Annotated in this window: 23 protein-coding genes; 10 read left to right on the top strand and 13 right to left on the bottom strand. The window is 57.1% G+C overall.

The annotated features are described in order from the left end of the window. Window positions 1-277: 277 nt before the first annotated feature. Together ACR0DY_RS18425 and ACR0DY_RS18420 are read left to right on the top strand one after the other, a co-directional pair. Entirely contained in the window at window positions 278-508 is a 231-nt protein-coding gene (locus ACR0DY_RS18425; RefSeq protein WP_480484666.1) for a type II toxin-antitoxin system CcdA family antitoxin, read from the top strand. Further along, the gene (locus ACR0DY_RS18420; protein ID WP_480484665.1) at window positions 508-807 is read left to right on the top strand and encodes a CcdB family protein; all 300 of its coding nucleotides are present in this window, start codon (window positions 508-510) and stop codon (window positions 805-807) included. Before ACR0DY_RS18425 ends, ACR0DY_RS18420 begins: the two co-directional genes overlap by 1 nt. A gap of 54 nt (window positions 808-861) precedes the next feature. Here ACR0DY_RS18420 and ACR0DY_RS18415 read toward each other — a convergent pair whose 3' ends face one another. Genes ACR0DY_RS18415 through ACR0DY_RS18400 form a run of 4 tightly spaced genes read right to left on the bottom strand, consistent with a single transcriptional unit; the run spans window position 862 to window position 5,976 of the window. Beyond that, a complete protein-coding gene (locus ACR0DY_RS18415) occupies window positions 862-1,806 on the bottom strand; it encodes a substrate-binding domain-containing protein (RefSeq protein WP_480484664.1) in 945 nt (314 codons plus the stop codon). A 44-nt stretch (window positions 1,807-1,850) separates the two neighbouring features. Next, complete coding sequence (locus ACR0DY_RS18410; protein WP_480484663.1) at window positions 1,851-2,858, bottom strand: ABC transporter permease; 1,008 nt, start codon at window positions 2,856-2,858, stop codon at window positions 1,851-1,853. Then, window positions 2,858-4,381, bottom strand: a complete 1,524-nt coding sequence (locus ACR0DY_RS18405; protein ID WP_480484662.1) for a sugar ABC transporter ATP-binding protein — start codon at window positions 4,379-4,381, stop codon at window positions 2,858-2,860. The genes ACR0DY_RS18410 and ACR0DY_RS18405 overlap by 1 nt, the downstream gene beginning before the upstream one ends. Window positions 4,382-4,422: 41 nt before the next feature. Next, a complete protein-coding gene (locus tag ACR0DY_RS18400; protein ID WP_480484661.1) occupies window positions 4,423-5,976 on the bottom strand; it encodes a UxaA family hydrolase in 1,554 nt (517 codons plus the stop codon). Window positions 5,977-6,057: 81 nt separating this feature from the next. Here ACR0DY_RS18400 and ACR0DY_RS18395 point away from each other — a divergent pair, with 81 nt between their 5' ends. From ACR0DY_RS18395 to ACR0DY_RS18370, 6 genes are all read left to right on the top strand, one after another. Further along, window positions 6,058-6,795 (top strand): GntR family transcriptional regulator, encoded by a 738-nt coding sequence (locus tag ACR0DY_RS18395; protein WP_480484660.1) that lies wholly within the window; start codon window positions 6,058-6,060, stop codon window positions 6,793-6,795. Continuing rightward, window positions 6,792-7,844, top strand: a complete 1,053-nt coding sequence (locus ACR0DY_RS18390) for an aldo/keto reductase (RefSeq protein ID WP_480484659.1) — start codon at window positions 6,792-6,794, stop codon at window positions 7,842-7,844. Before ACR0DY_RS18395 ends, ACR0DY_RS18390 begins: the two co-directional genes overlap by 4 nt. Beyond that, entirely contained in the window at window positions 7,834-8,262 is a 429-nt protein-coding gene (locus ACR0DY_RS18385; RefSeq protein WP_480484658.1) for an RbsD/FucU family protein, read from the top strand. Before ACR0DY_RS18390 ends, ACR0DY_RS18385 begins: the two co-directional genes overlap by 11 nt. Beyond that, window positions 8,259-9,089 carry an amidohydrolase family protein gene (locus ACR0DY_RS18380; protein WP_480484657.1) on the top strand — a complete coding sequence of 277 codons (831 nt, stop codon included), beginning with the start codon at window positions 8,259-8,261 and terminating at the stop codon, window positions 9,087-9,089. Before ACR0DY_RS18385 ends, ACR0DY_RS18380 begins: the two co-directional genes overlap by 4 nt. Window positions 9,090-9,223: 134 nt before the next feature. Beyond that, window positions 9,224-9,979 (top strand): SDR family oxidoreductase, encoded by a 756-nt coding sequence (locus tag ACR0DY_RS18375; protein WP_480484656.1) that lies wholly within the window; start codon window positions 9,224-9,226, stop codon window positions 9,977-9,979. Between the two features lie 18 nt (window positions 9,980-9,997). Next, window positions 9,998-10,840, top strand: a complete 843-nt coding sequence (locus tag ACR0DY_RS18370; RefSeq protein WP_480484655.1) for a fumarylacetoacetate hydrolase family protein — start codon at window positions 9,998-10,000, stop codon at window positions 10,838-10,840. Window positions 10,841-10,909: 69 nt separating this feature from the next. Here ACR0DY_RS18370 and katG read toward each other — a convergent pair whose 3' ends face one another. After that, window positions 10,910-13,090, bottom strand: a complete 2,181-nt coding sequence (gene katG, locus ACR0DY_RS18365) for a catalase/peroxidase HPI (protein ID WP_480484654.1) — start codon at window positions 13,088-13,090, stop codon at window positions 10,910-10,912. Window positions 13,091-13,197: 107 nt separating this feature from the next. On the opposite strand from katG, the gene ACR0DY_RS18360 reads away from it, so the two are divergent. Further along, the gene (locus ACR0DY_RS18360; RefSeq protein WP_480484653.1) at window positions 13,198-14,130 is read left to right on the top strand and encodes a hydrogen peroxide-inducible genes activator; all 933 of its coding nucleotides are present in this window, start codon (window positions 13,198-13,200) and stop codon (window positions 14,128-14,130) included. A gap of 31 nt (window positions 14,131-14,161) precedes the next feature. Here ACR0DY_RS18360 and ACR0DY_RS18355 read toward each other — a convergent pair whose 3' ends face one another. Genes ACR0DY_RS18355 through ACR0DY_RS18345 form a run of 3 tightly spaced genes read right to left on the bottom strand, consistent with a single transcriptional unit; the run spans window position 14,162 to window position 16,016 of the window. Next, window positions 14,162-14,497 (bottom strand): carboxymuconolactone decarboxylase family protein, encoded by a 336-nt coding sequence (locus ACR0DY_RS18355; protein WP_480484652.1) that lies wholly within the window; start codon window positions 14,495-14,497, stop codon window positions 14,162-14,164. 11 nt (window positions 14,498-14,508) lie between these two features. Beyond that, window positions 14,509-15,267, bottom strand: coding sequence for an amino acid ABC transporter permease (locus tag ACR0DY_RS18350; protein WP_480484651.1), 759 nt, complete (start codon window positions 15,265-15,267; stop codon window positions 14,509-14,511). 8 nt (window positions 15,268-15,275) lie between these two features. Continuing rightward, complete coding sequence (locus ACR0DY_RS18345) at window positions 15,276-16,016, bottom strand: amino acid ABC transporter ATP-binding protein (RefSeq protein ID WP_480484650.1); 741 nt, start codon at window positions 16,014-16,016, stop codon at window positions 15,276-15,278. Between the two features lie 121 nt (window positions 16,017-16,137). Here ACR0DY_RS18345 and ACR0DY_RS18340 point away from each other — a divergent pair, with 121 nt between their 5' ends. Next, window positions 16,138-16,908, top strand: a complete 771-nt coding sequence (locus ACR0DY_RS18340; protein ID WP_480484649.1) for a transporter substrate-binding domain-containing protein — start codon at window positions 16,138-16,140, stop codon at window positions 16,906-16,908. Between the two features lie 73 nt (window positions 16,909-16,981). Here ACR0DY_RS18340 and ACR0DY_RS18335 read toward each other — a convergent pair whose 3' ends face one another. Genes ACR0DY_RS18335 through ACR0DY_RS18315 form a run of 5 tightly spaced genes read right to left on the bottom strand, consistent with a single transcriptional unit; the run spans window position 16,982 to window position 21,920 of the window. Further along, on the bottom strand, window positions 16,982-17,938 hold the full coding sequence (locus ACR0DY_RS18335; RefSeq protein WP_480484648.1) for a dipeptide ABC transporter ATP-binding protein: 957 nt from the start codon (window positions 17,936-17,938) through the stop codon (window positions 16,982-16,984). Next, window positions 17,935-18,912: an ABC transporter ATP-binding protein gene (locus ACR0DY_RS18330; RefSeq protein ID WP_480484647.1), complete on the bottom strand. Its 978-nt coding sequence runs from the start codon at window positions 18,910-18,912 to the stop codon at window positions 17,935-17,937. Before ACR0DY_RS18330 ends, ACR0DY_RS18335 begins: the two co-directional genes overlap by 4 nt. Window positions 18,913-18,916: 4 nt before the next feature. After that, window positions 18,917-19,819: an ABC transporter permease subunit gene (locus tag ACR0DY_RS18325; protein WP_480488831.1), complete on the bottom strand. Its 903-nt coding sequence runs from the start codon at window positions 19,817-19,819 to the stop codon at window positions 18,917-18,919. Then, on the bottom strand, window positions 19,819-20,826 hold the full coding sequence (locus tag ACR0DY_RS18320; protein WP_480477613.1) for an ABC transporter permease subunit: 1,008 nt from the start codon (window positions 20,824-20,826) through the stop codon (window positions 19,819-19,821). The genes ACR0DY_RS18325 and ACR0DY_RS18320 overlap by 1 nt, the downstream gene beginning before the upstream one ends. Then, complete coding sequence (locus ACR0DY_RS18315; RefSeq protein ID WP_480547506.1) at window positions 20,826-21,920, bottom strand: M24 family metallopeptidase; 1,095 nt, start codon at window positions 21,918-21,920, stop codon at window positions 20,826-20,828. The genes ACR0DY_RS18320 and ACR0DY_RS18315 overlap by 1 nt, the downstream gene beginning before the upstream one ends. Window positions 21,921-21,954: the final 34 nt, after the last annotated feature.

Below are 21,954 nucleotides of genomic sequence, written 5' to 3'. Positions count from 1 at the left end.
CGGCACTATCGCCGAACAGGGAAACCTCGACCAACTCATGCAGAAAAACGGACCCTTCAAAAACCTCTTCGACCAACAGTTCAATAAACACAAACAAAAACAAAAAGTCGCTCAGTAATGAGAGGGGGAAGAACTGAGCGCAAAGCTCTTTTCAGGCCAAAAATCTCCTGATTGCCACGTACCGCTGAACAGAGGGCTTCCGCCATTCACGTAATATGCGCATGTTTGACGCGCATATCGTGTGATGGTAAAATGGCGCAGTTCAGAGGGTAATCAAATGAATGCTCCATCTCGTAGACCGACAAATCTATCACTGGATGGCGATATGCTGTCCGAGGCGCGGGATCTGAAGATCAATCTTTCCCGCGCAGCCGAAGACGGCATTCGGGCCGCAGTCGCCAGCGCAAAAGCGGAACGCTGGAATGCCGAAAACAAGGCCGCACTTGAGAGTTCCAACGCGTATGTCGAGCGTAATGGCTTACCGCTGGACACCTACCGACAGTTCTGATGCCAAAATACGACGTGTTCCCCAACCCGTCAGGTGACGGGTATCTTCTGGACATCCAGAGCGATCTGCTGAGCGGGTTGAACACACGCGTCGTCGTGCCCCTGCTTCCCGAAGCGACCGCGCCGATCCCAGCCACCCGGCTCAATCCCGTCTTTGATATCCAGGGCAAACCGTTTGTAATGGCAACCCAATTCATGGCTGCCGTTCCGGTGGGCATTCTAAAATCGCCGGTCGACAACCTTGATGATCACTTTGCGCAGATCACCGCCGGCGTCGACATGCTAATGCAGGGATTCTGACAAGCTTCTGGCCCTTGGAGAACCAAGAGCCAGGAACAAGTATGATAATGAAGATCAGTCGTACAGCACTGCCGCGATCTTTGGATCGTCGATGTTGGATGCGTCGTAATAGTAGAACCCGGTATCAATCAGGGCAGGAACTTCTTCGCCCTTCATCGCGGCCACAGCAGCCTTGACGGTTTCATACCCGATGCCCACGGGATTCTGAGTGATTGCACCCGCCATCAGCCCGCTTTTGATCGCATCTTTCTGGGCCTTGCCACTGTCATATCCGATGATGGTCAGCCCCTCGGTCCCCAGTTCCTGCACACCATTCACCACACCGATGGCCGAGCCTTCGTTGGTGCCGAAGATGCCATTCAGATCGGGGTTCGCCGTCAGGATCGCTTTGGTCACCTCGGTCGATTTCAGGTGGTCACCCTGACCGTATTGAACCGTGACAACTTCGATGTCCGGGTATTTTTCAGCAATGCGATTGACGAAGCCGTCGCGCCGGTCGATGCCTGTGCGGCTGGTCTGGTCATGCGCAACAACGGCGACTTTGCCTTTGCCGCCAATCATCTCGGCCATCTTGTCCGCAGCCAGCGCAGCCGCGGCCTGATTGTCTGTTGTTGCTGTAGAAACTGGGATGTCGCTGTCAACGCCACTGTCAAAAGCGATGATCGGAATGCCTTTTTCATCAGCTTGCTTCAGCAGTGGAATGGCGGCCTGGCTGTCCAGAGCGGCAAAACCGATGGCCTTGGGGTTATTGGCCAAGGCCGCCGCCAGCATGTCGATCTGACGATCCACCATGGTTTCGTTGTCCGGGCCTTCAAAGGTGATCGTGACACCGTATTCCTCCGCGGCCTGTTCCGCACCGGACTTTACCGCCTGCCAGAACTGGTGCTGAAACCCTTTGGACACCAGCGGAATATATATGTCTTCCGCTGATGACATAGTTGCAGGTATCGAAAGGCTGGCCGCACTCAGGGCCCCCAAAATGAAACGACGTGTTAGCATGTCTTCTCCTCCAGTTGGTCTTCGTTTCTGATTTTTGTGACTGTTCAACCTGTCTTCCTGCGCCGCGCCATATCGGCGTAAACGGCCAGAATGATGATCGCGCCGGTGACAACGGTCTGCCATTCCTGCGCGACGGACAGCACTCGCAAACCATTGGTCAGAACTGCCATGATCAGGGCACCGATCAGGGTTCCAAGGATTGTACCACGCCCACCGGACAGGGACGTGCCCCCGATCACGACGGCAGCGATGGCTTCCAGCTCGTAGCCAAGCCCCAGCGCGGGCTGCGCCGAATTCAGTCGCGACGCGATCAGAATTCCACCGATACCGCAGATCCCACCTGCCAGAGCGTAAATACGCATCTTCCAAAGATCGGTATTCACCCCCGATAGGCGCACCGCCTCTTCGTTTGATCCCAGCGCAAAGGTGTATCTGCCCAGAACCGTGCGCCCCAGAATGTACGAAGCTGCAATGGCAACAAGGAAAAGGATCAGCACGCCATTGGGGATCGGTAATGCGGGAAAAACCTTTCCGATCAGCGACCCGCGCGAAATCTGGTCAAAGCCCGGCGTGTCGTTGAAGTAGATGGGCCGCGTGCCGGAAATCACCAGCGACAACCCTTTTAGGATCAGCATCATACCCAGCGTGGCAATGAAGGGCGGGATTTTCATCTTGGCGACAAAGGTGCCCGAGCACAGCCCGCAGAACGCACCCGCCGCAATCGCTGCCGTAACCCCCAACAACAGTGGCATTCCGAGATAGGTCAGCACGACACCGGCGATAACGGCACAGAATGTCATCAGAGTTCCCACGGACAGGTCGATCCCGCCAGTTATGATGACCAATGTTGCAGCAACCGCCAGCACCCCATTGACCGATGTCGCCTGCAAGATGGCGATCATGTTTGAAGTTTGCATGAAGTTCGGCGACGCGATTGAAAACCCGATCAGCAAGGCAATCAAGCTGGCGAAGGCCAGCAGCTTTTGGTAGGCGCCGCTTTCCGAGAGCCCCGCCAGTGGGCTTTTCTTTTCGATTTCCGTTGCTGAGGTCATTACGCTGTTCCTGTTATCTGCATCGCCGCCGCCCGCTGCGTCGCCAGATGCATGATGTCTTCCTGAGTGGTGGCTTTGCCGCCCGGCAAAATGCCGGTCAGTCGGCCTTCGCACATCACGGCAATGCGATGGCTTAGGCGCATGATCTCGGGCAGTTCCGACGAAATCACGATGATCGTCTTGCCCTGCCCGGCCAGTTCTTCCAGCAGCTTGTAGATTTCAGATTTTGCGCCCACGTCGATACCGCGCGTGGGCTCATCGAAAATCAGGATATCGCAATCCCGCAGCAGCCATTTGGCAATGACAACTTTCTGCTGATTGCCGCCGGACAGCAGGCGTACCTCCTGCGTGTCCGAAGGCGTGCGAATGCCCAGCTGCGTGATGTAACCCTTGGCCGTCGTGCTGATTTCACCATCGTTCAGAACACCGACACGTCCGGTGAACATATCCATCGAAGCCAAGGCAACATTGTCACGAACGCTCATCCCTGTGGCGAGGCCGAAATGCTTGCGATCCTCGGAAAGATAGCCGATGCCCGCCTTGACGGCATCGGATGGTGTCCTGATCGAGACCACCTGCCCATGCACCCGGATTTCTCCGCTATCTTTGGGATCAGCCCCGAAGATTGCCCGCGCAACTTCGGTACGTCCGGCCCCCATCAGCCCGGCAAAGCCCAGGATCTCACCCTTCAGGACCGAAAAGCTGACATCGCGGATTTCGTGACCCCGACACAGCCCGGTCACTTCCAGCGAAACCTCGGCATCGCTCAGATCGGGGGGGACCAGCGGCTCTTCCTTGACTTCGCGACCTACCATCATCGCGATAATCTGGCTGATCGGCGTTGCTGCCGCGTCAACGGTGCCAACGTATTCTCCGTCGCGCATCACCGTAACCCGGTCAGCAATCTGCTTCAGCTCATCCATTTTGTGGCTGATATAGACAATGCCCACGCCTTCAGCCTTCAGACGGCGGATGATCACGAACAGCTCGGCAATTTCAGCATCGTTCAGGGCCGCGGTCGGTTCATCCATGATCAGAACCCTGGACCGGTAAGAAAGAGCCTTGGCGATCTCGACCATCTGTTGTTTCGCAATGGTCAGACTGCCGACCTGCGCCTTGGGGTCGAGGTTTAGGTTCATGGACGCAAAGATCTCGGCCGTATGTGCATTCAACGCAGCATCGTTCAGTCGGCCAAACCGTTTACGAGGTTCGCGGCCGATAAAAATATTCTGTGCCACTGTCAGATCATTCATCAGGCTCAGTTCCTGATGGATGATGCCGATACCCAAAGCCTGCGCCTCGCGTGGCGTGGTTGGGTTTGCATCACGTCCTTCGATTTGCAATGTGCCACCGTCGCGCTGATAAATCCCCGAGAGGATTTTCATCAGCGTGCTTTTTCCCGCGCCGTTCTCGCCCATCAGCGCATGGACTTCACCGGGCACCAGATCGAACTGCACTGATTTCAGCGCATGGACTCCGGGAAAGTGTTTCTCGATCCCCGACATGTCGACCAGTTTTTTCATTTATCCTCCCAAACACCCCTCTCCCCAAGGGGTGGTGCCGCCTACATCACCGCGCCGATTTGCCAGGGCACAAATTCGACCCCACCAAAGCCAAGTTCTTCACTTTTTGTTTGTTCACCCGATGCGACGCGGATCAGCATTTCGAACAGCTCTTCGCCTTTTGCCTCAATGCTCACACCGTCTGTGACGATATCCCCACAGTTCAGATCCATGTCTTCCGACATCCGGGCATACATTTCGGAATTGGTAGCCAGCTTGATGCAGGGTGTTGGTTGATATCCCGAAACCGAGCCCCGCCCGGTGGTGAACACGATCAGGTTCGCACCTGACGCTACCTGCCCCGTGACCGAGCATGGATCAAAACCGGGGCTGTCCATGAAAACAAAGCCGGCCTTGTCGATTTTCTCGCCGAACTTGTAAACACCGCGCAAGGGCGCGGTGCCGCCCTTGGCGACGGCGCCAAGCGATTTCTCAAGAATGGTCGTCAACCCGCCGCGCTTGTTGCCCGGGCTTGGGTTGTTGTTCATCTCGCCGCCGTTGCGCTGTGTATACCCCTCCCACCAGCGAATGCGTTCGATCAGCTTTTCCCCGACCTCAACGGTCTCGGCCCGCCGGGTCAAAAGGTGTTCCGCGCCATAGATTTCCGAGGTTTCGGACAGGATCGTCGTACCGCCATGCCGCACCAACAGATCCGACGCATAACCCAAAGCAGGATTGGCGGTGATCCCGGAATACCCATCCGACCCGCCGCATTGCATTCCGACCGTTATCGCACTGATCGGCGCAGGTTTGCGTTCGGCCTTGTTCGCGAGGTCGGCAATCCCGCGCAGCTCGTTCAATCCACGTTCAATGGTACGGCGTGTGCCGCCCTCACTCTGAATGGTCATGTAACGCAGCACGCCATCAGGACGGATCGGACGACCGCCAACCAGATCGGCCACCTGCATCACCTCGCAGCCCAAACCGATCAACAGGATACCGGCGAAATTCGGGTGCTGGGCATATCCCGCCAGCGTTCGAAACAACGTGGCGTAGCCTTCATCTTTGCCCGACATGCCGCATCCAGTGCCATGAACGATCGGGACGATACCGTCCACATTCGGGTACGCGTCCAATAAGCCCCGTTTCTCGGCGGCTTCGGCGATGAACCGCGCCACGGAGCCAGAGCAATTCACCGTTGTCAAAATGCCGATGTAGTTGCGCGTGCCGACCTTGCCATCGGCGCGGTGGAAGCCCTGGAAGATACGGTCGCCTGAAATCTCGGGCAGCGGCGCGTTCGCGCTTGCATATGCGTAGTCCTGCTGATGCGCCCCCATACCCAGATTATGGACATGAACATGCTCGCCCGCGGCGATATCCGCTTTGGCCTGACCTATGATCTGTCCATAGCGGATCACATTTTCACCCGCCGCAATCGGGGCGGTGGCGATCTTGTGCCCGCGTGCGATATCCGTGGGAAGCCGTATCGATATCCCATCCGGTTGCGCGTCGGCTTTCAGGTCGCGCAACGCGATGATCACGTTGTCATCCGGGTTCAGCCGGATTGTGTCACGGGCCGGGCCTCCCGGGGTTTTGATCTCTGAAACTGGGCGCATGGATTCCCCGCTTGTTCGCCACAGAGCTACGGGGATAATCCACTCTTGTCAACTAACATGTTAGTATGATAGTTCAGATTCATGAACCACCCATATGACATTGACGCCACCCGCCTGCCCGACATTTCAACATTTGAGGGATCGCTTGCGCAGCGGGTTTACCAATCCATCAAACAGGCGATCCTGGCACTGGATTTCCCTCCCGGTGCCAATCTGAGAAAGGCACCAATCTGCACGCGCCTGGGTGTATCCCGCGCACCTGTCGCGGACGCCATCACCAGGCTTGCCGCCGAAGGACTGGTGGATGTGGTGCCGCAATCGGGTACACGCGTGTCCTATTTCTCGATGGATGAAATACGCGAAGGCGCCTTTCTGCGAGAGGCCCTGGAGCTGGCAACTGTGGCCAAGGTTGCGCGTGACCTGACCGATGATCAGCGCAAAAAGCTGAGCCGCAACGTGCGCCTGCAAGAGCTGTTGATCGAAGATGACGACATTGCCGGGTTCTATCACGCGGATGAAGAATTCCACGCCCTGTTGATGGCGTTCACCGGGATGCTTCGCTTGCCGGATGTGGCGCAGACGGTGTCGCTACAGGTCAGCCGCGCGCGTATGTTGCTGTTGCCGACACCCGGCCGCATCGCGGAAACACTGGCCGAACACCGGGCGATATTCGATGCCATCTGCGCCCATGATGAACGTGCAGCACAAGACGCCATGCGCCATCACCTTGGGCAACTGATGCCTCGGATAGAACAGCTGCAACAGGAAAGACCGCAGCTGTTCAATTTACCCCCCCAAAACACCCGAGAGGCAGGATGACCGTTTCGCAAACCGCCCTTCTGAACAACAGGACGTCCCGGCCTGTACCGCTGACCCGCATGGGGTTTGGCGGCGCGCCATTGGGCAATCTTTATCGCAAGGTCTCGGATGCTGATGCGCAGGCTGCGTTGCAATCCGCTTTTGACGCAGGCATCCGGTTCTTCGACACCGCGCCGCAATACGGGTTGGGGCGGTCCGAGTATCGCTTTGGCGAAGCGATCAGGCGGTTTGGGCGTGAGAACATTCAGCTATCAACCAAAATCGGTCGTCTGCTGTTGGATTGCGAACCACATGAGGTGACACCCGAAGCGTTTGTGGACGTTCCGCAGAAACGCATTGTGTTCGACTATACCTATGACGGCGTCATGCGGTCATATGAGGCAAGCCGGGACCGGACAGGTGTTGCCAATGCGGACATTCTTCTGGTGCATGACGTCTGCGCTTTCAGTCAGGGCAGTCAGGAAATGTCAGACGCCAAAGTACGCGAGTTGTTCGATGGCGGCGGGTACAAGGCGCTGGTTGAACTGCGCGATGCAGGTGAGATCGCTGCGATTGGCGCCGGCGTGAATGAATGGCAGGTTTGCGAAAAACTGCTGGGTCTTGGCGATTTCGACGGGTTCCTGCTGGCAGGTCGGTATACGCTTTTGGAGCAGGAAGCTTTGGACAGTTTTCTGCCACTTTGCGAGAAACGCGATGTGGGCATCATTCTGGGCGGGCCGTATAACTCAGGTATCCTCGCCACCGGACCGGTGCCTGGGGCCAAGTATAACTATTCCGATGCGCCTGAGGATATTCTTGAACGGGTGCGCAGGATCGAAACTGTCTGTGCGGCCCATGACACACCGCTGATCGCAGCCGCGCTGCAATTTGTTCTGGGACACCCCGCCGTGAAAACGGTTGTTCCGGGCGCCGTCAATGCGGCCGAGGTTCAAGCCAATGTCGCCCTGCTGGAGCGGACTATCCCCGCCCAGCTTTGGTCAGACCTGCGTACCGAAGGCCTGATCCGGTCAGATGCCCCTTTGCCCAAGGAACCTGTCAATGCTGCGTAACCTCGACCCGCTGTTGTCTCCTGAGTTGCTGTACGCCCTGCGTGCCATGGGCCATGGCGATGACATCGTTATTGCGGACGCCAATTTCCCGGGCTCAAGCCTTGGGCCCGACTGCATCCGTGCGGATGGTTCAACAGCAAGCGACCTGCTTGGCGCGGTGTTGTCTGTCATGCCGCTGGATACATTCGTGCCCGACCCCGCGCTGACCATGCAGGTTGTCGGTGATCCCGAAGCCGTGCCCGAGGCCGTCGCAGATTTCCAAAAGATCATCGACGCGCAGGCTGACAACCCCGCGCAAATTCAGGGTCTGGACCGGTTCGACTTCTACCAACGCGCGGCATCCGCATTTGCCATCATTCAGACCGGCGAGCGCAGGCTGTACGGCAACATCATCCTGAAGAAAGGCGTGATTGCATGAAGATCGACGCCCATCAGCATTTTTGGGCGCTGGCACGTGGTGACTATGGGTGGCTGACACCGGATTTGGGCCAGATTTACCGGGACTTCGGGCCAGGTGATCTTGCGCCATTGTTGCAAGCACAGGGCATCGACGGGACAATTCTGGTTCAGGCAGCGTCGACCGTCGCCGAAACGAAGTACCTGTTGTCACTGGCGGACAAGACACCTTTTATCAAAGGTGTGGTTGGCTGGGTCGGTTTCGACGCCCCTGATGCGCGTGCACAAATCATCAGACTAGCCACTCATCCCGCTTTGGTTGGTCTGCGGCCAATGATTCAGGATATCGCTGATCCGAACTGGATGCTCGGCGCAGCCCTGAGACCTGCCTTTGAGGCCATCCAATCTAAAGATCTGACTTTCGATGCCCTCACCCTGCCCCGGCACCTGGGGCCGTTGCGTCGCCTTCTGACACAGCACCCGGACATGCGGGTTGTGATTGACCATGGCTCGAAACCTCTGATCCGGGACGGTGCATTTGACGGGTGGGCCGAAGACATGGCCGCCATCGCGCGGGACACCAACGCGTTCTGCAAACTGTCCGGTCTTGTCACCGAAGCTGCACCTGACTGGACGGTTCGGGACCTGTACCCCTATGTGGATCACCTACTGAACACGTTCGGACCATCGCGGTTGATCTGGGGCAGCGACTGGCCGGTCTGCACATTGGCCAGCAGCTATGAACGATGGGTAGATGCAACCGACGAACTGCTAAGCGCACTTTCCTCCAATGACCGTGCGGCCATCCTCGGAGGGAATGCGGCAAAGGCTTATCACATCAGGATTTGACGGTGCCGCACCGAACCCCAAACACGCACTGCTTTGCGCCCGCTGAACCTGCCCAATCTTTTCCCTGAGGCGCGAACAACAAGGCAGTTATCCCCAACACACCACCCGGCTTCGGGAAAATCATGAGGACCAGAATGACATCGCATCAGCCTTCTGACCGACTAAAAGGCAAAACCGCATTCATCAGCGCCGCTGGGCAGGGCATCGGACGTGCCACGGCCGAACTGTTCGCAGCCGAAGGCGCGCATGTCTTTGCAAGCGACATCAACGAAACCACTTTGGCCGGGCTTTCGGAGATCGACAGGATCTCTCCAATCCATCTCGACGTGACAGACGCGCATGCCGTAAAACGTGCCGTGGCTGAATTGCCACCGTTGGATATCCTGTTCAATTGCGCGGGTTACGTGGCAAACGGCACCATTCTTGAGTGCGAAGAGGACGACTGGGATTTCAGTTTCGATCTTAATGTGAAGGCTATGTATCGCCTGATCCGTCTGACCCTGCCCGCGATGTTGAAAAACGGCGGGGGGTCGATCATCAATATGTCCTCGGTCGCATCGTCGATGAAGGGCGTTCCAAACCGGTTTGTATATTGCGCATCAAAGGCTGCCGTAATTGGCCTGACCAAGTCGATCGCCGCCGATTTCGTCACGCAGGGCATCCGGTGCAATGCTATCTGCCCCGGCACCGTTGACAGCCCCAGCCTGCATGAGCGTTTGCGGGCGACGGGCGACTACGAAAAGGCGATGACGGATTTCATCGCCCGCCAGCCGATGGGGCGCATTGGGACTGCCGACGAGATTGCCGAACTGGCGCTCTACCTTGCGAGTGACAGCAGCGCATTTACCACAGGTCAGCCCTTTGCCATTGATGGCGGATGGGCGATTTAATCTGAAAGGGATCACAATATGAAACTACTGCGGTTTGGCGCCTTGGGTGCAGAAAAGCCTGGGCTACTGCACGACGATGGCACAATTCGCGACCTGTCAGGCGTCATCGACGATATTTCGGGCGACGTTCTCAGCGACGAAGGTTTGGCGCGACTGCGCGCGCTGGATCCACAGGATTTGCCGATGGTTGAAGGCAACACCCGTTTAGGGGCGTGTGTCGGCCAAGTGGGCAAGTTCATTTGCATCGGCCTGAACTATGCCGACCACGCGGCAGAAAGCGGTATGGAGTTGCCGCAGGAACCTGTGATCTTTTTCAAGGCGACATCGGCCATTGTCGGGCCGAACGACACGGTGGAAATCCCGCGCGGGTCCGTCAAGACCGACTGGGAGGTCGAATTGGGCGTGGTGATCGGCAAGGAAGCGAAATACATCTCCGAGGCCGAAGCGATGGATCACGTCGCAGGCTATTGTGTGGTCAATGACCTGTCGGAACGTGATTTTCAGCTTCACCGCTCGGGGCAGTGGGTCAAGGGCAAGTCGGCAGACACATTCGGCCCCATCGGTCCATGGCTGGTGACGCGGGACGAGGTTGCAGACCCTCAGAATCTGCCGATGTATCTTGAGGTCAACGGCCACCGTTATCAGGACGGCTCGACCCGGACGATGCACTTCGGGGTGGCAACTGTGATCTCACACCTGTCGCAATTCATGTCCCTGCAACCGGGCGATGTGATCTCGACCGGAACTCCGCCGGGTGTGGGCATGGGGCAAAACCCGCAAGTCTATCTGAAACCCGGCGACACGATGGAATTGGGCATCGAAGGCCTGGGTGTTCAAAAACAGAATGTGATCGCGGGATAATCGGGCACTATCAGATGTCTGCCCGAACACAATATCAGGCGAGGTTTCCCTCGCCTGACGATTTTTGACTTAGGCTACCAGATCGAACCGGTCGTTGGTCATGACCTTTGTCCAGGCCGCCACGAAGTCCCGCACGAACTTCTGGGCATTATCGTCCTGGGCATAGACCTCGGCGTAGCCACGCAGGATCGAGTTCGAGCCGAAGACCAGATCCGCGCTGGTAGCGGTGAACCTGACCTCGCCCGAGGCGCGATCACGCAGCTCATATGTGCCGCCGTCAACCGGGTGCCAGCTGAGCGACATATCCGTCAGGTTGACGAAGAAGTCGGTGGTCAACTGACCCACGCGATCCGTGAAGACCCCATGCGCCGAGCCGCCATGATTGGCGCCCAGCACACGCAGGCCACCCACCAGAACCGTCATTTCGGCTGCGGTCAGACCCAGCAGTTGCGCGCGGTCCAGCATCATCGCCTCGGGTGATACCGCGTATTCCTTCAGCTGCCAGTTTCTGAACCCGTCCGCCAGCGGCTCCAGCACCGAGAAGCTATCGGCATCGGTCTGCTCATCCGTTGCGTCGCCGCGACCAGCCGAGAACGGAACCGTCACGTCAAAGCCTGCGGCTTTGATCGACTGTTCCAGACCAACGTTACCCGCCAGAACGATCACGTCGGCGATCGAGGCCCCGGTTTCCGCTGCAATCGGCTCCAGCACGCCCAGCACTTTTGCCAGACGTTCGGGCTCGTTCCCTGCCCAGTCTTTCTGCGGTGCCAGACGGATACGCGCACCATTTGCTCCGCCGCGTTTGTCCGAGCCACGGAAGGTACGGGCACTGTCCCACGCGGTGGTGATCATCTCGACCGCGGTCAGACCACTGTCGGCGATCTTTGCTTTGACGGCATCGACGTCATACCCGGTCGAACCGACAGGGATCGGGTCCTGCCAGATCAGCTCTTCTGACGGGACGTCTGGGCCATAGTAGTTGACACGTGGCCCCATATCGCGGTGGGTCAGCTTGAACCACGCGCGGGCAAAAGTGTCAGCAAAGTAATCCGGGTCAGCCATGAACTTCTGACAGATCGCGTTGTAAATAGGATCGATCTTCATTGCCATGTCCGCATCGGTCATGACCGGCATACGCCGAACCGAAGGGTCGGTCGGGTCGACCGGCTTTTCCTCTTCCGGCATGTCGATGGGCTGCCACTGTTGTGCACCCGCGGGCGATTTACCCAATTCCCACTCATAGCCGAACAGGTAATCGAAAAAGCCCATATCGAATTTGGTCGGGTTTTTCGTCCACGCACCCTCGATACCAGACGTGAACGCGTTGGTTGCCTTGCCGTTTTGATCGGGGTTGTCCCATCCCAGACCCTGAGCGGAAACCGGGCAGGCTTCGGGTTCGGCGCCGATATGATCACCCGCCATCGCGCCATGCGCTTTGCCGACCGTGTGACCACCACAGGTCAACGCGGCGGTCTCTTCGTCATTCATCGCCATGCGGGCAAAGGTTTCACGGATGTGCAGCGCAGTTCTTGCTGGATCCGGGTTGCCGTTCACACCTTCTGGGTTCACATAGATCAGGCCCATATGCACCGCACCCAGCGGGTTTTCCAGCGTTCCGGGAGTTTCCAGATCGCCATAGCGGTTCTCGGACGGGGCCAGCCACTGGTTTTCCGACCCCCAATAGACGTCTTTTTCCGGGCCCCAGATATCTTCGCGGCCAAAGCCAAAGCCAAAGGTCTTCAGACCCATGGATTCGTAGGCAACCGTTCCCGACAAAACAATCAGGTCTGCCCAGGACAGCGCGTTGCCGTATTTCTTTTTCACCGGCCAGAGCAGACGGCGCGCTTTATCAAGGCTGGCATTGTCCGGCCAAGAGTTCAGCGGTGCAAAACGGATGTTGCCCGAACCTGCGCCGCCGCGACCATCCCCCAGGCGGTACGACCCGGCAGAGTGCCACGCCAGTCGGATCATCAGGCCGCCATAGTGGCCCCAATCGGCTGGCCACCAGTCCTGACTGTCGGTCAGCAACGCTTCGACGTCAGCACGAACAGCATTGAAATCCAGCCCTTTGACCGCTTCGCGGTGGTTGTAATCCGCGTCCATCGGGTTGGTGCGGGTGTCGTGCTGGCTCAGAATGTCCAGGTTCAGCGCATCCGGCCACCATTTGGTGACAGAGTTGCCTGTGCCCGTGTTCCCGCCATGCAAGACTGGGCAGCCGCCGGATTGATGATTGTGGGGATTGCCGTCCATTGTAAATCTCCTGAGTATTTACTGAGGGGTTCAGATGTCTTGACTCGTATCCCACAGTTTCGATAATTGGAAATTTGTAATTACTATCATTGTGATTAGTTTTTTCTATGAAGTCACTCACGCTTAAACACCTGCGCTACTTTGAAGCGCTTGCCACCTACCGCCATTTTGGCAAAGCCGCGGCGGCCAGCGCGATTTCGCAACCCGCGCTTTCCATACAAATCAAAGAGCTGGAGGCCATCATGGGTGGCCCCTTGGTCGAACGCGCAGCGCGCGAGACGCGCCTGACCGCGCTTGGCGAAGATGTCCTAAAACATGGCCGCGAAATCCTGACGCGGGTCGAAGATTTGGGGAATCTTGTGCAATCTTCCGCTGGTCCCTTGTCGGGTCGCATCAGAATCGGGGTCATCCCCACGGTCGCGCCTTACTTGCTGCCATCAATCATCAAGGCACTGTCGCAACGATTCCCACAGCTGACGATCGAGCCCAAAGAGACCATCACCCAAACCCTGATCGGCGAAATTTTGGACTCAAGACTGGATTTTGCCGTTGTCGCTTTGCCAGTATCGGAGCCCAGCCTTCGGGAATTTTCGTTGTTTAACGAAGACTTTCTGCTGGTTCGCCCGGCGCGGGACGCCGGGTTGCCAATGCCAAGTTCGTCACAGCTCAGAACGATGCGGCTGTTGTTGCTGGAAGAAGGGCATTGTTTCAGAGATCAGGCGCTTTCCTTCTGTTCGATCCGCAATATCGAACCGCAGCACATTATGGAGGGCAGTTCTCTGTCCACACTGGTACAGATGGTCGGGGCGGGCATCGGTGTGACGCTGATACCGGAAATGGCCGTGGGGCTGGAAACCCGGTCTGCCGACGTGTCCATCGCCCGCTTTCAGGACACCCCACCAACCCGAACCATCGGCCTGATCTGGCGAAAGACCAACCCGCTGGGCGAAAACCTTCTGAAAATCGGTGCAATTATTCGCAAAACCGCAGAAGAAAACGCGGGAGGCATGGGGCAAATGAAACCGGAACCAAACGCCTGATCATAACCCGCATTAATGCTATGCGCGGCAATTACCCGGAAAACACATCATAAGCCTTCAGCGCTTTGGCGCTGTAAGCATAAGACGGCCCGCCGCCCATATAGGTCGCCATCGCCAATGCCTCGCACATCTCGTCTCGGGTTGCACCCAGCCGGACAAGGGAACGCACGTGAAACCCTATGCAGCTGTCGCAGCGGGTCGCAATGGCGATGCCAAGGGCCATGAATTCCTTGGTTTTCTCACTTAGTGCGCCATTGGTCTTGGCGGCCTTGCCCATGATGCCAAAGCCGCGCACGGTTTCGGGCACTTCCTGCGAAAAAGTTCCGATATTGGCCTCGGTCTCGGCCATGAAAGCTTTCCAGTCCATATCAATTCTCCTTATCCGCGCTCGTCCGCGCCCATGCGACGCTCCAGCCAGCGCACACCCGCACTGATGATCAGAACCAGGATCAGGTATTCAAAGATCAACAGGGTATAGATTTCCAACGGGCGGTATTCCGTAACCACCAGCTCATTCGCGCGGCGGGTCAGTTCCTGCATCCCGATGACGCTGGCGAATGCACTCATCTTTACGATGTAGATGAACTGGTTTGCCAAGGGCGGCAGAATGCGCCGGATTGCCTGCGGCAGGATCACATAACGCATGGTCTGCACGTAGTTCAGCCCGATGGTCTGCGCCGCTTCGCTTTGACCTCGCGCAATGGATTGAATGCCTGCGCGGTAAATCTCGGCAGTGAAGGCGCTGTCAGAAATCGCCAATGTGATGATCGCACCCCAAAAGGGATCGATGGGGACATTCATGCCCATAGACTTGAACACGATGGGCAAGCCATAAAAGACCCAGAACAGCATTGGCAGCAGGGGAATGGCGCGAATAAATTCAACGTAAACACGGTTAACCAGCCGCCAGCCGCGTTTCTCGGACAATCCCGGCAGGGCCACCAACAATCCGATGACGATCGAAATCGCCGCTGCGATCAGTGAAATCTGGATCGTTGCCCCCATCCCCGAGATCAGAAATTTCACATTGATCCAGCCCGATGCAGTGGTCGGGTCGATCACATACCAACCCCAGGTCTGGGAAGACGAACAGCCTGCCAGCAGCAGCAAAGGTACAATTAGTAGAAGTTTTTTCATCAGCCCTCTCAGTGCTGCAGTATCTGAGACAGGAATTTGCGACAGCGGTCAGACTGAGGGTTGGTGAAGAAATGTTCCGGCTTGCCTTCTTCGACGATTTCACCAGCATCCATGAAGATCATTTTGTCAGCCACTTTCCGGGCAAACCCCATCTCGTGGGTCACGACCACCATGGTCATGCCCTCATTCGCCAGTTCAACCATAACTTCCAACACTTCCGAGATCATCTCGGGGTCCAGCGCCGACGTGGGTTCATCGAACAACAGCACGCGCGATTCCATGCATAAGGATCGTGCAATCGCCACACGTTGCTGCTGACCGCCGGACAACTGCATGGGCTTTTTGTCCGCCTGATCGGGAATATGTACACGATCCAGATAATGGCGCGCTTTTTCCTCCGCGTCCTTCCGGCTCAGGCCGCGCGCTTTGATCGGACCCAAAGTCAGGTTTTCCAAAACGGTCAAATGCGGAAACAGATTGAATTGCTGGAAGACCATCCCGACATCGGACCGGATGGTTGCCGTTGACTTCGCGTCATCCGCCAGGTCAACCCCATCTATCCGAATGATCCCTTTCTGGTGTTTTTCCAACCGGTTGATACATCGAACGACGGTGGACTTGCCTGACCCCGAAGGCCCGCAAATCACCACCTTTTCGCCGCTGCTGACCGTCAGGTTAATGTCCTTGAGAACGTGAAACGTGTCATACCACTTATTCACGCCCACAAGTTCGATTGCGGCGCCTGCCATAAGCTGAACTGCCCCCGTTTTTGCCCCATAGTAATATTTTCTTGAGGTTATCTTTCCCTTTGGACTGAAATCAATGAGGATTGCAATCACAAGGTCGTAACGCCACCAACGGGAGATACCTATGAGCGTTTTTTGGAAAGCCGCGGCGGTTGCCGTGTTGGGGCTTGTATTGTCCGGTTCCGCACAGGCGCAATCTGCGCTGAACGAGGTGCTGGATTCCGGCGTTCTCAAGGTTGGTACCACAGGTGACTGGAACCCGATGACACTGCGCGACCCGGCAACCAACAGCTACAAAGGGTACGACATCGACATCATGAATGCATTGGCCGCCGATCTTGGAGTTGAGGTCGAATTTGTCCCCACCGACTGGAAAACACTGGTGAATGGTGTGGTCGCGGGCAAGTACCACCTGACCGGGTCGGCATCGATTTCGCCACCGCGCATGAAAGTTGCGGGTTTTTCGGACAGCTATATTTCGGTCGAACTTTTTCCCTACACCACCAAGGACAAGGCTAACAAATTCGACGGCTATGACTCGATCAACCAGACCGGTGTGAAAGTCGCGACGACTTTGGGCACCACATTCGAAAAACGGGTCCGTGAATGGTTCCCAAACGCCGAGATCAAGGTGGTCGAGGCCCCCGCCCGCGGGTATCAGGAAGTAATCGCCGGTCGTGCTGATGTATTCATAACGTCGAACATCGAGGGCTCGACCCTTGAGGAGAAGTTTCCTGTTATCCGCGTGAAAAACGCCGGTCCCCGGACACCTTCGCCGATTGCGATGATCCTGCCACAAGGCGATCAGATCTGGATCAACTATGTGAACAACTGGATCGAAGTAAAAAGAGCGGAAGGCTTTTTTGAAGCAAACCGCGAGAAATGGGGGCTCTGACGCCATCAAGGATATGCAATTTTCCAAACGCCCGGTGCCTTGGCCCGGGCGTTTTCGTTTGCCATCTGGTTCTTCAGAAAAGAGGATGCAGACACGCGACCTGATGGGTTTCATCATCCAGTTCAGGCAATGTTTGCCTGCACTGATCAGTCACAAGCCAGCATCGTTGCGCAAAAGCGCACCCTTTCGGGATGTTCATGGGTGACGGCAACTCGCCTTCCAGCTTGATCCGTTCTTTGCGGGCATCCGGGTCGGCGCGGGGCGTCGTGGACAGCAACGCCTTGGAGTACGGATGTCGGGGTGCCGCGAACAGCTGCTCTTTCGGGCCTTTTTCAACCGCGCGCCCCAGATACATGACAATCACGTCATCGGCGAAATGCCGGACAACCGACAAGTCATGTGAAATGAACAGGTAGGCTAGGTTCAGCCGTTCCTGAAGATCGACCAGCAGGTTCAGGATCTGCGATTGAATCGAAACATCCAGCGCCGAAACAGGTTCATCCAGAACCAGCACCTTGGGGTCCAGCATAAGCGCCCTTGCAATAGCGATCCGCTGGCGTTGCCCACCCGAGAACATATGCGGATAGCGGTCATAATGTTCGGGGCGCAGGCCTACCATCTCGATCATCTTGCGTGCCTGCGTTTCACGGTCGGCGGCCGTCATCTGTGGCCGGTTGATGATCAGCGGTTCTTGCAGGATCTGGCCGATGCGCTGACGCGGATTCAACGAGCTATATGGGTCTTGAAAGACGATCTGCACCGTCTCTCGCATCTTGCTCCATTGCGAAGGGGTAATGTCGACCCCGTTGATCGTCAGGCTGCCCGAGGTTGGTTCTTCGATCATTGTGATCAGTCTGGCCAGCGTAGACTTGCCACAGCCTGACTCTCCGACAATGGCCAGTGTTTTTCCCGGTTGCAGGTCGAAATCCACCCCCGACAGTGCCTTTACGGTTGCGGGCTTGGACAGCAACCCGCCTTTGACCGTGTAAAACCGGGTCAGGGCGTTGGCCTGAACGATAGGTGTGGTCATACCAGCTCTCCGGCGGCAATCTTTTCAACATGGTGACAGCGCGCCTTGCCAAATGCCTCGGCATGAGGGGTCGGCGGGGTCTGGGCGCAGGTCGCATCGGCAAAGCGGCACCGTGGACTGAATAGGCAACCTTTTGGCCTGTCGAATTGCCCCGGAACAACACCTGGAATCGTCGGCAGAATCTTGGACGTCGCCCGTTCCGGCAAAGCACTTAACAGAGCCGTGGTATAGGGATGACGTGGGGTTCGGAACAAATCTCTGACAGGCTGTTCTTCAACCTTTTGCCCGGCATATTGCACCTGAACCCGCTCGGCGGTTTCCGCAACGACGCCCATGTCATGGGTGATCAGAACAAGGCCCATGTCATGCTCATCACGCAACCGGATCAGCAGATCCAGAATCTGCGCCTGAATGGTCACGTCCAGTGCCGTGGTCGGTTCATCCGCGATCAGCAGCTTGGGCTTGCAGGCAATGGCCATCGCGATCACAACCCGTTGGTTCATACCCCCTGACATCTGATGCGGAAAAGTATTCAGGCGGCTTTCAGGCGCGGGAATGCCAACCTGATCGAACAATTCGACCGCACGCTCGTGACGCTCTTTTCGGTTCAGGCCAAGGTGGATGCGCAATGCCTCTTTGATCTGGAACCCGACAGTAAAACAGGGGTTCAGCGAAGACATCGGCTCCTGAAAGATCATCGCCATGTCCTTGCCTATGATCTTGCGCCGTTCACGGGCCGAGATACCGGACAGGTCGCGGCCTTCAAAGCTCATCTCATCGGCGGTGATCGTGGCGGTCCAGGGCAGCAAGCCCATCAGTGCCAGCATCGACACAGACTTGCCCGAACCGCTTTCGCCAACGATGGCCAGCAATTCGCCTTTGTCGACCGACAGATCGACACCGTCCACGGCGCGGAAACTGCCCGAAGATGTGGCGAACTCGACAGTCAGATTACGGATCTGCAAAAGGCTCATGCGATCAGCTCCGTTTCAGTTTCGGGTCCAGCGCATCGCGCAACCCGTCGCCCATTAGGTTGATGGCAAGCACGGTGACCAGAATTGCGAGACCGGGGAAGGTGACAACCCACCATGCGCGCAGGATGAACTCGCGCGCTTCAGCCAGCATGGTGCCCCATTCCGGCGTGGGGGGCTGCGCGCCCATGCCCAGAAACCCAAGGGCCGCCGCGTCCAGAATGGCAGTGGAAAAAGACAGGGCCGCCTGAACGATGATTGGCGCCAGGCAATTGGGCAATACCGTGATGAACATCAGCCGCGACTTGCCAGCACCGGCCACACGGGCCGAGGTCACATAGTCTTTCTGCCGTTCCGCCAGAACCGACGCGCGGGTCAGGCGCACGTAATGCGGTTGAAACACGATGGCGATGGCGATCATCGCATTGGTCAGTGATGGGCCCAGAATGGCGACCAGAACAAGGGCAAGCAGCAGAGACGGGAAAGCCAGGACGATGTCCATCACCCGCATAATCAACGTATCAACCCATTTGGGCGCAAAACCCGACAGAAGGCCGACCATTACGCCGCCCGTTACGGCAACACAGACCACAACGATCCCCACAAAGAAGGAATAGCGTGAACCCATGATCAGCCGCGACAGCATATCCCTGCCCAAAGGATCGGTGCCCAACGGGAAGGCCCAGCTTCCGCCTTCCTGCCAGGCAGGGGGTTGCAGGATATGGTCCCGGAACTGTTCGGTCGGATCATAGGGGGCCAACAAAGGGGCAAAGGCCGCACAGAACACAAAGGCGGCAAAAACCCACAACCCGATCACGGCACCGCGGTTTTCGCTGAAATAGTACCAGAACTCTCGCAGTGCGCTGGGACGATTTTCGGCCATTGGCTGGTTCGACGAAAGCTCGGTCATCATCGTCTCCGGATTTTGGGGTTGATGATGCCGTACAAAACATCGACCAGCAGGTTCACCAGCATCACGATCACCGCGATCATCAGCAAACCCCCTTGCACCACCGGGTAATCCCTGCGGAAAATACTATCGACCATCCACTTGCCGATGCCCGGCCAGCTGAAGATGGTTTCAGTAAGAATTGCCCCCGCCAGCAACGTACCAACCGACAACCCGATCACCGTGACAACCGGTATCAGCGCGTTACGTAGCGCATGCAGCCCGTTTACCCGGGTCGGCGACAACCCTTTTGCACGTGCAGTGCGGATGTAATCCTCGCCCAGAACCTCCAGCATCGCCGACCGGGTCTGACGCGCGATCACTGCCAGCGGAATAGTACCCAGCACAATCGTCGGAAGGATCAGATGACGAACGGCCGACCCGAATGCGCCTTCCTGCCCGGACAAAAGACTGTCGATCAGCATAAAGCCAGTGACACTTGGGAAGTAATAAAGCAGGTCGATCCGACCGGACACCGGTGTCCAGCCAAGATTGCCCGAAAACACGATGATCAGCAGCAGCGCCCACCAGAAGATGGGCATCGAATACCCGACCAATGCCGAAGACATCAGTGCCCTGTCAAAAAACTTCCCCCGGTTCACCGCCGCAATCACACCGGCAGGCAGACCCAATGCGATGGCGAAGATCATGGCGCAGAGCGAAAGTTCCATTGTCGCGGGGAACAGCGAAAAGAACTCCTCCCAGACCGGTTTTTTTGTGACAAAGCTTTCGCCGAGATCGCCCTGCAAAACTCCGGCAAGGTATTCCCAGTATTGCTGCAACACCGGTTTGTCGAAACCCAGCTTTTCCACCATTTCCTGGTAGCGTTCTTCAGTCATGCCGCGCTCGCCGGCCATGACGATGATCGGATCACCCGGCAGCACCCGGATAAACATGAATGAAATCAACGTCACGCCCAGAAAGGTCGGGACGAACAGGCCAATGCGGGTGAGTAAGTAACCAAACATCAGCGACCTATGATTGTAAGCTCTTTGGGGAAATGGGTCAGCGACCGGCAGCCATCCTCAGTGACAAGCACATCATCTTCGATGCGAACGCCAAAACTTTCGAGCGCGTAGAGACCTGGTTCATTCGTCCAGACCATGCCCGGCAGAATTTTCTGGTGGTTTCCGCGCATGATATAAGGTGCCTCGTGCACATCCCGGCCAAGCCCGTGGCCCGTTTTGGTACGTATACGATCCGCAAATGGCGAGGCTTCGAGCACGCTTGTGACCGCATCGTCGATGTCATGGGCCGTTGCACCCGGGCGGCAAGCTTCGAACCCGGCTTTGTTGGCGCGCAGAACGGTATCGTAGACTTCCCTACCCTCGTCCGACACGTCCTGAACAAAGAAGGTTCGCGTGATGTCAGCGGCAAAACCATCGTTGCAGGCGCCGAAATCGAACAGTAACGCGTCGCCTGCCCTGATCTGGTAGTCGCTGCGTGCTTTCCCATGCGGCCGTGCAGAGTTGTCGGCAGCCGCAACGATTGGCGAAAACGCCAGAGACTCGGCTCCTTCTGCAAACAGCGCCTGTATCAGGGCCTGCTCGACCTGTTTTTCAGTCTGACCGACGCGCACATCTGCAATCACACGACCCAGAGCACGTTCCGAGATATCGATGGCCGCCTGCATCGCAGCAATGTCTTCATCGGTTTTGATAATGCGCAGGCCCGAGATTTCGCGTTCACCGTCAACGATCCGCAAGTCCGGCATAGCACGTGTGAAAGCCGCAGAGACAAAAACCCGCATCACCTGACCTTCCACCGCAAGAGAGCGGATCGGCATATGTGCGGCCAAAGCAGTAAACGCATCATCATAACCGCTCTGATCGCGCCAATCGAAAACAGCGCCCTCGAACCCTACAAGATCCCATGACGCCAGTTCCAGATTGGGCACAATCGCTGCGGCCTGTCCCTCAGCCGGGACAATCACCACGAAGGGCCGCTCGTGGCTCATGAAAGCTTTTCCCAAAGCGCGGGTGAAGTTCGGGCCAGGCACAAGAGCTACTGCGTCGACTGACAGGTCCCGTGCCAGTTGACGATATTCGGACAGATCCGGCATTCAGGCCGACCTCCTCAATAAAAAAGCCGGAGCT

The organism is Ruegeria sp. O6 (genome assembly GCF_056535045.1).
Note: the sequence above shows the minus strand (reverse complement) of the source record. Positions and strands in the feature narration are given on the sequence as shown.